We start from the raw sequence: 13515 nt of genomic DNA on the forward strand, positions 1-13515 counted from the left end.
TTGGCGTTACCGAAGCGCTTTGCTCCGTCGGGCAAAACAGGAGTTGGAGCGGGATCATGGACGGTGCGAGCGTGCCCCCGGACGCAGCGCAGCGTCTTTTCGACGAGGCGCTGCAGAGCCGGGGCCCATCTCGCCGCATGCCATGTCGCTTCTGGGTCCGGCTCTGCGCGGCAACGCTCGCGCGTTGCAGCTTGTCCGGGACACGAGGCCCCTCACACGGGCTGCGGCGTCCGGATCTCGCGGGGCAGGATGATCGCGGCTGCGATGGCGAGCAGGCAGAGGCCGGCGAAGGCGTGCAGCATGGTGACGAAGCCGCCCTGCTCGTAGAGCCAGGCAACCAGGCCGACCGAAGCACCCGCCGCGGTGAAGCCGATGAAGTAACGCACGGCGTAGGCGCGCGAGCGCCATTCCTCGCTGGTGTATTTGCCGACCATGGCGTCGTTGACCGTGACCTGGCCGAACGCGCCCATGACGATGCCGATCGACACCAGGATCAGCGGCAGATTGTTCAGGGTCGCGGCGAGATAGAGGAACGGCGCCAGCATGAAGGACAGCGGCAACGCCACCGTCTTCAGCGAGTAGCGGTCGAGCAGCCGGCCGATCGTGTACTGCGTCATCGCGCCGAACACGTAGACGCAGGCGGCGATGACGCCGAGCAGCGCCGGGCTTCTCGTCAAGTCCGCCAGCCGCTCCGCGAACAGCTTCGGCAGCGCCACGGTGACGGCGTTGAACGTCGTGGAGATCGCGATCACCACGATCAGCAGCGACAGCACCACGCGCCACATGTCCTGCTTGGCCACCCGCGCCTGCGCCGCCGCCTGCTTGGCGCCCTTGCGGTCCTCGTGCACGACCATCATCGCAAAGGCGAGGCCGATCAGGATCGTGACCACGCCGGGAACGATGAAGGCAAAACGCCAGCCGAGATATTGCCCGATCACGCCGGTGACCAGCGCCGAGGAGGCGACGCCGAGATTGCCCCAGACGCCGTTGATGCCCATCTCGCGGCCGAGCCGGTCGGCATAGGACACGATCATTGCGGTGCCGACCGGATGATAGATCGAGCCAAAGATGCCGATCGAAAGCAGCGCGGCGCCGAGCTGCGCCGGGGTCTGCACGAAGCCGACCGCGATCATGGACAGACCGATGCCGACGAAGAAGATCAGCATCATGTGGCGGCGGCTCCAGCGGTCCCCCAGCCAGCCGGTGAGCAGCGAGCCGGCGCCGAAGGCGACGAAGCCCGGCGTCGCGTAAGGCAAAAGTTCCGAATAGGCCATGCCGAGCGCCGGGCCCATGATGATGACGGCGGCGGCGAAGATCAGCATCGAATAATGGTCGATGAAATGGCCTGCGTTGACGAAACTGATCACCCGGCTGGGGCTGTTCATTCCCGAATCCTCTCCTGCTCCGAAATGAGTTATATGTCCTCCCCATGACGGGATGCCGCCAATGACTGTCTTGGAAAGGCCAAACTTGGAAACGCCTATCCTCCGGGAGGTCCGGAGCAACCACCGCTCGCCCGCCGGCGTGCACCTGGTCGCGCGCGACTATCCCAAGGGGATGCGGATCGATCCGCATTTGCACCGCGAGGCCCAGCTGATCTATGCGGCCAAGGGCACCATGCAGGTGACGACGCCCGGGGGACGCTGGCTGGTGCCGCCGGACCGGGCGGTGTGGGTCCCGGCCGGGCTCGATCATGCCCTCGACCTGCTCGCCGATATCGAGATGCGCACGCTGTATTTCGACCTGTCCTGGCTGAAGCGCGAAAAGCGCTATGAGGGATTGACCAGGGAATTCGTGGTCCGGGTCTCGCCGCTGCTCAACCAGGCGATCCTCGCGCTGTTCGACACTGGCAATACCGAGGAGCGCGCCGAGCTGCTGGTGCGCCTCGTCATGCTGGAATTGCACCAGGCCGAGGATTCCGCGACCTTCGTACCGCTGCCGCATGAGCCGCGCTGCCGCCGCGCCGCGATGATCGTGCTCGACGACCCAACCGGCCTGCACGACATCGACACGCTGGCGCGCGAAGTCGGAACCTCCGCGCGCACGTTGTCACGGCTGTTTTCCGCGGAGACACAGCTGAGCTTCAAGAGCTGGTGCCAGCGCGCGCGGATTGCCGCGGCAATCCAGCGGCTGTCGACAGATGCAAATGTCTCCGTGAAGCAGCTCGCGACCCAGCTCGGCTATGCCAGCGTGCCGGCATTCTCGGCCGCGTTCCGGCAAGTGACGGGACGGACGCCGACGGAGTTTGCGGGGAAGTAGGCTGCTCGCATTCACAGGTCGTCGTGCCCAAGCTTGTCCCGGCCATGACGATGCGGAAACTGGAATGCCTCAAATGGCCATATGCGATCGCCCTCGCCTCGCCCAGCATGCCTGCATTCTCCAAACGCACGGCCCGACTAAAGTTGCCGCATTCCTCCGCTTGATTGTGATCGGTTTCCGCCCAAATCCCGTGTAAGCTTCCGCAACGCACAAACTGACACGAAAGCCCCGATGGCCAACGCCTTCTTCTCCGACTTGCTCGCCACCATCTCCGAGCGCGGCCGCACGCTGCTTCGTCGCGGCGAGTCCGCCGACACTAGACGGGATGCTGATGGGCTGATCGAGCTCTGTGATGCGTTGCTGTCGGGCCGGGGCGAAGCATCGGGCATCGCCATCGCCCGCGAGGTGCTCGACATCTACCGTGAGCTGGATGCGGCGGGACGCCGCGCCTTCTTCGACGGACTGGTGCGCGATTTCGGCCCGGACCGGGAGCGTCTGTCGAAAGCAATCGAGAAATGGCGTGCCGCCCCGAGCGACGAGGACGCGAGCTCGCTGCATTTCGCTTCGGAGCCGCGGCGGCAGGAGCTGATCCGCCGGCTCAACCGCGCGCCCGGCGGCACCGGTGAGCTCGTGAACATGCGTGCCGATCTGCTCGGCATGATGAACGGACACAGCGATCTCGCCGCGCTCGATCGCGACGTCTCGCATCTGCTTTCTTCGTGGTTCAACAGGGGGTTTCTCGTGCTGCGCAGGATCGACTGGTCGACCCCGGCCAACATCCTCGAAAAGATCATCCGTTACGAGGCCGTGCACGAGATCTCCGACTGGGACGATCTGCGCCGCCGCATCGATCCGGTCGACCGCCGCTGCTATGCGTTCTTCCACCCCGCGATGGTGGACGAGCCCCTGATCTTCGTCGAGGTGGCGCTGACCGAGACGATTCCGGGCGCGATCGCGCCGCTGCTTGCGGTCGACCGCCAGCATCTGCCGATCGAGCGCGCGCGCACCGCCGTGTTTTATTCGATCTCGAATACCCAACGTGGCCTTGGCGGCATCTCCTTCGGCAGCTTCCTGATCAAGCAGGTGGTCGAGGAGCTGCGCCGCGAGACGCCGAAGCTCGACACTTTCGTGACGCTGTCGCCGGTGCCGGGCTTCATGGCCTGGGTGAAGCAGGACAGGGACTTGCCGCTTTCGGACGAGGACCGCGAGGTGCTGAAGCGCCTCGACGATCCCAAATGGTTCGAGAACCCCGAGACGACCTCGCTGCTCCGCGCCGTGATCGAGCCGCTCGCCGCGCATTATTTCCTCAAGGCGCGCACGCCGAAGGGCAAGCTGATCGATTCCGTCGCCCGCTTCCATCTCGGGAACGGTGCAAGGCTTGAACGCATCAACTGGCTGGGCGACCTCTCGCCGAAGGGATTGCGGGAATCGGCCGGCGTGATGGTCAACTACCTCTACCGCCTCGACGACATCGAGAAGAACCACGAAGCCTATGCCAATGACGGCGAGGTCGTGGCGTCCAGCGCGGTGAAGAAGCTGCTGAAGGGCGAAGGGCGACGGCTGCTGGATATGCGGCTGTCGTAACCGGCGACAACGGTGGCTAGCGCCGTTTGCAGCGACAACCTCGGTGTCATCGCCCGGCTTGACCGGGCGATCCAGTATTCCAGAGGCCCGGGTTAAAGAGCTCGCTCTATCCACGTCCGCCGCGGCGTACTGGATGCCCCGGTCAAGCCGGGGCATGACAGCGGAGGGTTTGGCGCAGCCTTCGAACCCGCAGTACGGCCTACCCTATTCCGCCAGCGCCTTCATCTCCTTGTAGAGATCCGACTTGCCCTCGAAGCCGATGCCGGGGAGATCGGGCATCGTGATGTGTCCGTTCTCGACGCGGACGCCGTCGGGGAAGCCGCCATAGGGCTGGAACAGGTCGGGGTAGCTCTCATTGCCGCCGAGGCCGAGGCCCGCGGCGATGTTGAGCGACATCTGGTGGCCGCCGTGCGGGATGCAGCGGCTGGGCGACCAGCCGTAAGTTTTCAGCACTTCCAGCGTGCGCTGGTATTCGCAGAGACCGTAAGACAGCGCGCAGTCGAATTGCAGCCAGTCGCGGTCGGGGCGCATGCCGCCGTAGCGGATTAGGTTGCGGGCGTCCTGGTGGCTGAAGAGGTTTTCGCCCGTCGCCATCGGTCCCGGATAGAATTCGGCGAGCGCGGCCTGCAGCGCGTAGTCGAGGGGATCGCCGACCTCCTCGTACCAGAACAAGGGATAGTCGCGCAGCATCTTGGCGTAGGCGATGCCGGTCTCCAGGTTGAAACGGCCGTTGGCATCGACGGCGAGCTGCGCGTCCTTGCCGATCTCCTTGAGCACCGCCTCGATCCGCGTGCGGTCCTCTTCGATCGGCGCGCCGCCGATCTTCATCTTCACGACGTTGTAGCCGCGATCGAGATAGCCGCGCATCTCACCGCGCAGCATCGAGAGGTCCTTGCCGGGATAATAGTAGCCGCCGGCGGCGTAGACGAAGACGCGCGGATTGGCTTTGACGCCGTGGCGCTCGGCGAGCAGACGGAACAGCGGTTGGCCGGCGATCTTGGCCACCGCATCCCACACCGCCATGTCGATGGTGCCGACCGCGACCGAGCGCTCGCCATGGCCGCCGGGCTTCTCGTTGGTCATCATCGCGGCCCAGACCTTGTCGGGGTCGAGATTGTCGCCGGCGCCATTGAGCAGCGACGTCGGATCGGCCTCCGTGATGCGCGAGGCAAAGCGTTCGCGGATCAGGCCGCCCTGCCCGTAGCGGCCGTTGGAGTTGAAGCCGTAGCCGACGACGCGCTTGCCGTCGCGCACGACGTCAGTGACGACGGCGACGAGGCTCGTCGTCATCTTGGTGAAGTCGATATAGGCGTTACGGATCGGGGACGAGATCGGCTTGGTGATCTCGCGGACGTCGACGATGCGGACGGACATGGGGCAGGCTTTCTCTTGGCGTCATTCCGGGAGGGTCGGAAGGACCAGACCTCAGGTGCGCAATTGCGCACCGGGGAATCTCGAAATTCCGGGTTCGATGCTTCGCATCGCCCCGGAATGACGGTGACTATTTCTTATCCCTGAAGTACGGCTCGACGGGTCCGTGCACCTTGATGGTCAGCGGGTTGCCGTGGCGGTCTTTGGCGTTCCCTGCGGTGACGCGGACCCAGCCCTCGCTGATGCAGTACTCCTCGACATTGGTCTTCTCGACACCCTTGAAGCGGATGCCGACGTCGCGCGACAGGATGTCCGCGTTGTAATACGGGCTGTTCGGATCGACCGACAGGCGGTCCGGAAATTCGTCGCTCATGATTGTCTCGCTCACAGCAGTGTTTCGATTTGATTGCGCAATCCTTCGGGCCGTGCGGTCGGCGCGTAGCGCGCGACCACCTTGCCCGCTCGGTCCACCAGGAATTTGGTGAAATTCCATTTGATGGAGGCACCGAGAAGCCCGGATTGCTGGCGTTTCAGGTACTCATACAGGGGGTGCGCATTGGCGCCGTTGACGTCGATCTTCTCGAACAGGGGAAAGGTGACGTCGTAATTGGTCGAGCAGAACGCCTGGATCTCGCTTGCCTGGCCCGGCTCCTGCGCGCCGAACTGGTTGCAGGGAAAGCCGAGCACGGCAAAGCCGCGCGGCGACAGATCGCGATGCAGATCTTCCAGTCCGCGATATTGCGGCGTGAAGCCGCATTTGCTCGCGGTGTTGACGATCAGCAGCACCTGCCCTTCGAAGCGGCGCATCGGGACCTCCTCGCCGGCCAGCGAGTTGGCTTTGAAGTCGTAGATCACCGACATCGCTAGCCCACGGGATCGATCGGCGACGGCGGCACGCCGCCCGCCTCGATCGCCTCGCCTGCGAGCAGGCAGAGATCCTCGCGATAGCGGCCGGACACGACATGCACGCCCACCGGCGCCTTGCCGACGAGACCTGTGGAGACCACGAGGCCGGGCAATCCCATGAAGGGAATCGCGATCTGCGGCAGCTGCGCTTCCCACACCCGCTTGAAGGACTCGTCGTCCTTGCGGTCGAGATGATCCGGGAATGGCAACTCGCCCGAGACCGGCGTCAACAGCACGGCGTATTTCTCGAAGAACAGCATCCAGTCGCGGGTCAGCGTGGCCCGCCGCGTCAGCGCCTTGGCGTAATTGGCCTGGTCCATCGGCGTGACCCTGGCGCGGTTGCCGCGCAGGCAGGCCAGCGCACCGGGATCGCCTTCGCGTTCGGCCGCCTCGAGCTGCGCCTCATAGCCATCGCCGAGCCAGAGCTTGATCTGCCACTCGACCGCCTCGCGCATCGGCGGCGTGTCCTCGATGATATCGACGGTCCACCCCGCCCGCTCCAGCCGCTTGCCGGCGTCGCTCACCGCCGCCTTCACCTCGGGCGTGGTGGCAAGGCCGCCCGGATTGAGGCAGAGCGCGGCGCGCTTGTCTCGCGCCGGGCCTTGCAGCGGCGCCGGCACGAACCAGGGATCGCGGATGTCGCGCGCCGACATGGCTTCGAGCGAGATGCGCAAATCGTTGACGGTGCGCGCCAGCGGACCCGACACCGCCATGATCTGCGGCCCGATCGGGCGCTCCGGCAGCGCGGGGTTGAAGGCGGGGATGCGCCCCAGCGTGGGGCGCAGACCGTGCACGCCGCAGGCGTAGGCGGGATAACGGATCGAGCCGGCAATGTCGGTGCCGTGGGCGATGTGGCCGATGCCGGCCGCGACCGCCGAACCGGCGCCGCCGGAGGAGCCGCCCGGCGTCAGCGAGGCATCGCGCGGGTTCTTGGTGTCGCCATGGATGAGGTTGGTGGTGAACCAGCGATAGGAAAAGGCCGGGCAATTGGTACGGCCGAGCAGGATGGCGCCGGCTTTGCGGAAATTGGCGACGACCGGATTGTCCTCGCGCGCGATCACGTCGCGCTGCAGCTTCAGGCCATTGGTGGTGGCAAAGCCCTCCTGGTCGACATTGGCCTTGATGGTGACGGGCACACCGGCGAGCACGCCCGGATCCTCGCCCCGCGCGATGGCGGCATCGACGGCATCGGCCTGCTTGAGCACGTCGTCCGGCCGGTGGTCGATCACCGCATTGAGCTTGGGATTGACGGCATCGAGCCGGGCGAGACCGGCCTTGGCAGCCTCCCTGGCGGACACCTTTTTGGACTTGACGAGGGTGGCGAGGTCGGCAGCCGACAGGCGCCAGAGATCTTGCATGGCTTGCTCCGTGTAACCGGCGTCTTTTAGCGCCGGGAACGCGGCAAAGCCATGCGGATTTCGCGGGGGTGAAGGGCGGGAGCTCAGCGCGTAATCGCGCCGAAGGCGCGGGTGAGGGCTCTGTCCCCTGGGGGTTCTCGCTTGCGGAGACACCCTCTCCCCAGCTCTCCCCCGCAAGTGGGGGAGGCAGCGCACCTCGCGTGGCTCTAATGCCTTGTCGCGGACGGATCCGGGATGTCCAGCAGCGCCTCAGTGAAGGGAAACTCCAGCACGACCTCGCCTTCGGTGTCGGTCACCTCGATCACCGCCTCGAGCAGGGCCCGTTGAGTGCCCTCGGACTTCACCACCTCCAGGATCATCTGGCGGGCGACCTCCCAGGCGCGATCGGGGTTGCGCAGGTCCTCGCCGTCAGGATCCACGATCAGTTCGTCGCCGATACGGGTGTTGAAGAAATATCTGGGCATGCCTGATCCAATGGGGTCGCCTGTAGCCGATTGGAAGCCGTTGCAAACTCACAACTCGTTTATCCCGACAGGGATCACGACCTATCGGCATTTTGCGTGTGTCATTCGCGCATCTTTGCGGCCGGAATGCGCTCTCTCGCAGTGCAGCATTCGGGAGGCCTACTACCTAGGTCCGGGAAAATTTCACTAGCGAACTTCTCGGCGCGCATTAACTTAGAGGGTGGGCGGATACGTCCGAATTCGCAAAAATGGAGAGCCAAAATGGCATGGAAAGCCCCGAAGATCGTCGAAGTGCCCTGTGGCATGGAAATCAACATGTATGTGAGCGCCACCCGCAAGTAAGCCGGTTGGCGATTTCGCGTTCTGCGGCGGTGGATCTTTCGGTCACGACGCGTTTCCGAAGGAAAGAATCCGTGTCGGCATTTGCGTCGGCCTGAGATCCACCGCGCGTGTTCCTTTCCAGGAGACGGATCATGCTTCGCGTCGTCGTCCTGGGTGCCGCAGCCGGCGGCGGGGTTCCCCAGTGGAATTGCGGCTGCGAGGGCTGCCGGGCGGCCCGCAATGGCGGGAATGAGCTGCACCGGACGCAAGCCTCGATCGCCTTCAGCGGCGACGGCGAGAACTGGTTCCTGATCAACGCCTCCCCCGACCTGCGCCAGCAATTGAATGCCACGCCGCAGCTGCACCCCAAGGCCGGGGCGCTACGCCATACGCCTGTCGCGGGCGTGGTCCTGACCAACAGCGAAGTGGATGCGGTGGCGGGCCTGCTATCGATGCGCGAGAGCTCGCCGTTCACGATCTATGCACATGAGAAAGTGCTGGCGATCCTGGCCAGCAACAGCATCTTCAACGTGCTGAACGAGAAGCACGTGCGGCGCCAGCCGATCGGCATCCATGAGCCGTTCGAGCCGCGCCTTCCCGATGGTGCGCGTTCAGGGCTCGAAATGCTGCCGTTCGCGGTCTCGGGCAAGTCGGCCTGGTATCTGGAAGGCAAGGCGCATCCCGGCGGCGAGAGCGGCGACGGCGATACGCTGGGCCTGAAGATCACCGACAAGTCGACCGGCAAATATTTCTACTTCATCGCCGCCTGCGCCGAAATCACCGACGCGCTCAAGGCCGAGATCGACGGCGCTTCGCTGGTGTTCTTCGACGGCACGGTCTGGCGCGACGACGAGATGATCAGGGCCGGGCTCGGCCACAAGACCGGCAGGAGCATGGGACACGTCGCCATGTCCGGTGACGACGGCGCCATCGCGCGCCTCGCCGACCTCAATATCGACAGGAAGATATTTCTGCATATCAACAACTCGAACCCGGCGCTGCTGCCTGCCTCACCCGAGCGCAAGACGGCTGAAGCGGCGGGCTGGCAGATACCGGCGGATGGAACGGAGATCGTGCTGTGACTACGGCGTCAATGACGGGAATGACTGCACTCTCGATCGGCAGGGATATCAGGCTCAACTCCGCCGAGGAGCTCGAGGCGACGCTGCGCCATATCGGGGCAACGCGCTATCACAGCCTGCATCCGTTCCATAAGCTCTTGCACGGCGGCAAGCTGAACAAGGGCCAGGTGCAGGCCTGGGCGCTGAACCGCTACTATTACCAGAGCACGATCCCGATCAAGGACGCGGTGGTGATCTCGCGCTTCCGCGACCGCGCCACGCGCGTGGAATGGCGCCACCGCATCGAGGACCATGACGGCGATGTCGGCAGCGAAGGCGGCATCGAGCGCTGGATCAAGCTGACCGAAGGCCTCGGCCTCGACACGGCCTACGTGGAATCCACCGAAGGCATCCTGCCGGCGACGCGCTTCGCGGTGGAGGCTTACGTGCACTATTGCCGCGAAAAGAGCCCGCTGGAGGCGATCGCCTCCTCGCTGACCGAGCTGTTTGCGCCCAACCTGCACGAAGAGCGCATCGCCGGCATGCTGGAGCATTACGACTTCGTCAATCCCGACATCATGAGCTACTTCAAGCGCCGCCTGACGCAGGCGCCGCGCGATGCCAATTTCGCGCTGGACTATGTCAGGACGCATGCGAGGACGCCGGAAGAGCGCGCTTCGGTCTGCAACGCGCTGATCTTCAAGACCAACGTGCTGTGGGTGCAGCTGGACGCGCTCCAGCACGCCTATGTCGAGGGCAACATTCCGCCGGGCGCGTTCGTGCCCAAGGCGGGCTGAAGAGGAGCAGCAATGGCCGGGCCGCGCAACATCAGCGTCAGCGAGGCGAGCCGCCCCGTGCTGCCGCGGCATGCCAAGCTGAAATATGACGAGACCCGCAAGGTCTGGGTGATCCTGGCCCCGGAACGCGTGCTGGCCCCGGACGAGATCGCTGTCGAGGTCTTGCAGCTCTGCGACGGCAAGCGCAGTGTCGGCGACGTATCCGATCAGCTGGCGGCGAAATACGCAGCTCCCCGCGAGGCGATCCTGGCCGACGTCATCGTCATGCTGCAGGACCTCGCCGACAAGGGCTTTCTGACGGAGATCAGGGAGAAGACGTCATGAGCGACGTGACCATCCCACCCAGCGACAGCCTGGCGGTGCTGGAGAAGCAGCGCTCGACGGCGGAGACCTTCGGCATCCCCCTTGCCGTGCTGCTCGAGATCACCCATCGCTGCCCGCTGCAATGCCCCTATTGCTCCAACCCGGTCGAGCTCGACCGCTCGGGCAAGGAGCTGACCACCGAGGAATGGAAGAAAGTCTTGAGCGAGCTCGCCGAGATCGGCGTGCTCCAGGTGCATTTCTCCGGCGGCGAGCCGACGGCGCGCAAGGACCTGGTCGAGCTGGTCAAGCACGCCAGCGATGTCGGGCTCTACACCAATCTCATCACCTCGGCCGTGCTGCTGACGCGCGAGCGGCTGAGCGAGCTTGCGGACGCCGGGCTTTGCCATGTGCAGATCTCTTTCCAGGGCATCGAAGAGGGCCTCTCCGACCGCGTTGCCGGCTACAAGGGCGGCCATCGCAAGAAGCTCGAAGTGGCGAAATGGACGCGCGAGCTGGATTTGCCGCTCACCGTTAACGCGGTGATGCACCGGCAGAATTTGCACCAGCTGCCTGACATCATCCAGATGTCCGTCGATCTCGACGCCGATCGCCTGGAGGTCGCCAATGTCCAGTATTACGGCTGGGCGCTGAAGAACCGCGCTGCCCTGATGCCGACCGTCGCGCAGCTCGACGAATGCACGCGCATTGTCGAGGAGGCGCGCGAACGGCTCAAGGGCACGCTCGCGATCGACTATGTCGTTCCCGACTATTACGCGCTGCGGCCGAAGAAATGCATGGGCGGCTGGGGCCGGCAGTTCTTCAACATCTCGCCGGCCGGCAAGGTGCTGCCCTGCCACGCCGCCGAGAGCATCACCGGGCTCGAGTTCGAATCGGTGCGCTCCAACCATTCGATCGCCTGGATCTGGCAGAACTCGGAGGCCTTCAACCGCTATCGCGGCACCGGCTGGATGAAGGAGCCGTGCAAATCCTGCGAATTCCGCGAGATCGATTTCGGCGGCTGCCGCTGCCAGGCCTTTGCTCTGACGGGCGACGCCGCCAACACCGATCCGGCCTGCGCGCTGTCGCCGCTGCACGAGACCATCTTCAAGCAGGCGGAAGCCGAGGCCGAGGGCGAGACCAGCCGCTTCCTCTATCGGAATTTTGCCGGCGGCACCCTGGAATCCGAGAATGGGACCTGACGCCGACGCGGCCGCTTCCGCCAGGCGTGCCGATCCTTTTGCGCCGCTGACCTCCGACATGCTCGACGTCGGCGACGGCCATGAGCTCTATGTCGAGAGCGTCGGCCGCAGCGACGGCATTCCGGCGATCTATCTGCATGGCGGGCCCGGCAGCGGCTGCCAGCCGGACCATCGCCGGCTGTTCGATCCCGACCGCTTCTGCGCCGTGCTGTTCGACCAGCGCGGCTGCGGCCGCAGCCGGCCCAAGGGCTCGCGCGAGCACAACACCACGGCGCATCTGATCGCGGACATGGAGAGAATCCGCGAGAAGTTCGGCTTCGAACGCTGGATGGTGGTCGGCGGCTCCTGGGGCGCGACATTGGCGCTGGCTTACGCAGAGGCACATCCCGAGCGCGTCTCCGGCATTGCGCTGCGCGCGACGTTCCTCGGCACCCGGGCGGAGGTCGAGACGGCGTTCACGGTGCGCCTGGCGCAATTCTATCCCGCACTGTACGAGGATTTTCTCAGCGTGCTGCCGCCTGAAAAGCGGGCGCAGCCGGTGGACGCCTATTGGCGCCGCATCCTCGATGCCGATCCGGCCGTGCACGGCCCTGCGGCGCGGGCCTGGCACGACACCGAGCGCGCTCTGTCGGAGCACAAGCCCGGCAAGACGCGGCTCGACCTCGCGTCGCTGAACGTCTGGCGCACGCTGCCGGCGACACCGTTCATGGAAGCGCATTATTTCGTCAACAATTCCTTCATGAGCGAAGACCAGTTGTTGCGGAACGCGGGCCGGCTCGCGGGCATTCCCGGCATGATCGTGCAGGGCCGCTACGATCTGTTGTGTCCTCCCGAGACATCCCACGCGCTCGCAAAAGTTTGGTCCACGTCCGAGCTTCGCGTCGTGGAAGAAGCCGGGCATTCGCTCTATGATGCCGGCGTGAGGGACGCGGTGATGAAGTCGATCGCCGACCTCGCATCGAAGATCGGGCGATGAGAGGACAAGAAGAATGCCGCTCGCCGGGAAAGGCATGCTGCTGACGTCGATGAATATCGACGCAGCCGATGAGGACGATTTCAACCGCTGGTACGATCGCGAGCATCTGGAAGAGCGCGTCGCGATCGAGGGTTTCCTGGAGGCGCGGCGCTATGTCGCGCATGCCGCCAGTCCCAAATATCTCTCGCTGTACTCGACGGAAACGATCGACGTGCTGGACAGCCCCGCCTATCGCGCGCGGCTCGCCAATCAGACCGAATGGTCCCGGCGGTCCATGGCGCGTTTCAAGGACATGCTGCGCGTCGTGGCGCGCATCACGCTCAGCAAGGGCACCGGCCGGGGCGCTGCGCTCGGCCTGGTGCGGCTGCGTCCCGCCGCGGACAATGCGGCCGCGTGGCGTGACGCACTGCAAGACAAGCTGGCGCCGCAAGAGCGTGACGGCATCATCTCGATGCACCTGCTCGAAAGCGAGCCGGAATTGTCCGGCGCAAAGGCGGACATGCCCGCGATCCGCAACGAAGGCGCGCGCGACTGGTTCGTGCTGATCGACGGCACCCATGTCGGCGCGGTCTCGGCCGTGATCGCCGAACGTTTCACCGGCCCGGCGGCTGCGCCCTTCCCGCCCCCCGTCTCCGTCGGCACGTACAGCCTGATGTGGGACCTCGCGAAGAGCGACATCGCGCAGAGTTGACGCGCTCGCGCGCATCGCAACATGCTGCACCGCACGCGCATCACGCGCCGCCGTTAATGCTGTGCGCGCTTGGCTCCCATGAAAGCCGGTGATCCCGCAAATTTGCCGTTGTACTTCGGAGCCGTTCTAATAAGCTAACCCAATGACGTCATTCAGAAACCAGATCGAAGCGCGTTAAGCGCTCGCCATGCTCACAAAAAAAGGCCGCGGGGTCTTTGGGCCTGC

The 13515-nt window shown here is 65.0% G+C and carries 15 protein-coding genes; 9 read left to right on the top strand and 6 right to left on the bottom strand.

What is annotated here, in order from left to right; all coding sequences use genetic code 11:
- Positions 1-212: 212 nt before the first annotated feature.
- Complete coding sequence (locus XH83_RS29015; RefSeq protein ID WP_194404046.1) at positions 213-1385, bottom strand: MFS transporter; 1173 nt, start codon at positions 1383-1385, stop codon at positions 213-215.
- A gap of 52 nt (positions 1386-1437) precedes the next feature.
- On the opposite strand from XH83_RS29015, the gene XH83_RS29020 reads away from it, so the two are divergent.
- A complete protein-coding gene (locus XH83_RS29020; protein ID WP_371746173.1) occupies positions 1438-2259 on the top strand; it encodes a helix-turn-helix transcriptional regulator in 822 nt (273 codons plus the stop codon).
- Between the two features lie 231 nt (positions 2260-2490).
- Positions 2491-3843: a malonyl-CoA decarboxylase gene (locus tag XH83_RS29025; protein WP_194404048.1), complete on the top strand. Its 1353-nt coding sequence runs from the start codon at positions 2491-2493 to the stop codon at positions 3841-3843.
- Between the two features lie 204 nt (positions 3844-4047).
- Here XH83_RS29025 and tarD read toward each other — a convergent pair whose 3' ends face one another.
- The 5 genes from tarD to XH83_RS29050 all read right to left on the bottom strand — a co-directional run bounded on the left by tarD (position 4048) and on the right by XH83_RS29050 (position 7942).
- A complete protein-coding gene (gene tarD, locus XH83_RS29030) occupies positions 4048-5217 on the bottom strand; it encodes a D(-)-tartrate dehydratase (RefSeq protein WP_194404049.1) in 1170 nt (389 codons plus the stop codon).
- A 127-nt stretch (positions 5218-5344) separates the two neighbouring features.
- Entirely contained in the window at positions 5345-5587 is a 243-nt protein-coding gene (locus XH83_RS29035) for a DUF3297 family protein (RefSeq protein ID WP_041748727.1), read from the bottom strand.
- Positions 5588-5598: 11 nt separating this feature from the next.
- Positions 5599-6075 (bottom strand): glutathione peroxidase, encoded by a 477-nt coding sequence (locus XH83_RS29040; RefSeq protein ID WP_194404050.1) that lies wholly within the window; start codon positions 6073-6075, stop codon positions 5599-5601.
- 2 nt (positions 6076-6077) lie between these two features.
- Positions 6078-7478 carry an amidase family protein gene (locus XH83_RS29045; RefSeq protein WP_194404051.1) on the bottom strand — a complete coding sequence of 467 codons (1401 nt, stop codon included), beginning with the start codon at positions 7476-7478 and terminating at the stop codon, positions 6078-6080.
- A 206-nt stretch (positions 7479-7684) separates the two neighbouring features.
- Positions 7685-7942: a hypothetical protein gene (locus XH83_RS29050; RefSeq protein ID WP_194404052.1), complete on the bottom strand. Its 258-nt coding sequence runs from the start codon at positions 7940-7942 to the stop codon at positions 7685-7687.
- A 261-nt stretch (positions 7943-8203) separates the two neighbouring features.
- On the opposite strand from XH83_RS29050, the gene pqqA reads away from it, so the two are divergent.
- The 7 genes from pqqA (at position 8204) to XH83_RS29085 (ending at position 13290) form a co-directional block, all read left to right on the top strand.
- On the top strand, positions 8204-8284 hold the full coding sequence (gene pqqA / locus XH83_RS29055) for a pyrroloquinoline quinone precursor peptide PqqA (protein WP_007595659.1): 81 nt from the start codon (positions 8204-8206) through the stop codon (positions 8282-8284).
- Positions 8285-8415: 131 nt separating this feature from the next.
- Positions 8416-9345 carry a pyrroloquinoline quinone biosynthesis protein PqqB gene (gene pqqB / locus XH83_RS29060; RefSeq protein WP_194404053.1) on the top strand — a complete coding sequence of 310 codons (930 nt, stop codon included), beginning with the start codon at positions 8416-8418 and terminating at the stop codon, positions 9343-9345.
- On the top strand, positions 9342-10121 hold the full coding sequence (gene pqqC, locus XH83_RS29065) for a pyrroloquinoline-quinone synthase PqqC (protein ID WP_194404054.1): 780 nt from the start codon (positions 9342-9344) through the stop codon (positions 10119-10121). Before pqqB ends, pqqC begins: the two co-directional genes overlap by 4 nt.
- 12 nt (positions 10122-10133) lie before the next feature.
- On the top strand, positions 10134-10445 hold the full coding sequence (pqqD, locus tag XH83_RS29070; RefSeq protein WP_126255155.1) for a pyrroloquinoline quinone biosynthesis peptide chaperone PqqD: 312 nt from the start codon (positions 10134-10136) through the stop codon (positions 10443-10445).
- Positions 10442-11623: a pyrroloquinoline quinone biosynthesis protein PqqE gene (gene pqqE / locus XH83_RS29075; RefSeq protein WP_194404055.1), complete on the top strand. Its 1182-nt coding sequence runs from the start codon at positions 10442-10444 to the stop codon at positions 11621-11623. Before pqqD ends, pqqE begins: the two co-directional genes overlap by 4 nt.
- Positions 11613-12599 (top strand): prolyl aminopeptidase, encoded by a 987-nt coding sequence (pip, locus tag XH83_RS29080; RefSeq protein ID WP_194404056.1) that lies wholly within the window; start codon positions 11613-11615, stop codon positions 12597-12599. Before pqqE ends, pip begins: the two co-directional genes overlap by 11 nt.
- Before the next feature lie 13 nt (positions 12600-12612).
- A complete protein-coding gene (locus XH83_RS29085; RefSeq protein ID WP_194404057.1) occupies positions 12613-13290 on the top strand; it encodes a DUF4286 family protein in 678 nt (225 codons plus the stop codon).
- Positions 13291-13515 lie beyond the last annotated feature (225 nt).

The sequence above is a fragment of the Bradyrhizobium sp. CCBAU 53351 genome, from assembly GCF_015291745.1.
GTDB lineage: Bacteria > Pseudomonadota > Alphaproteobacteria > Rhizobiales > Xanthobacteraceae > Bradyrhizobium.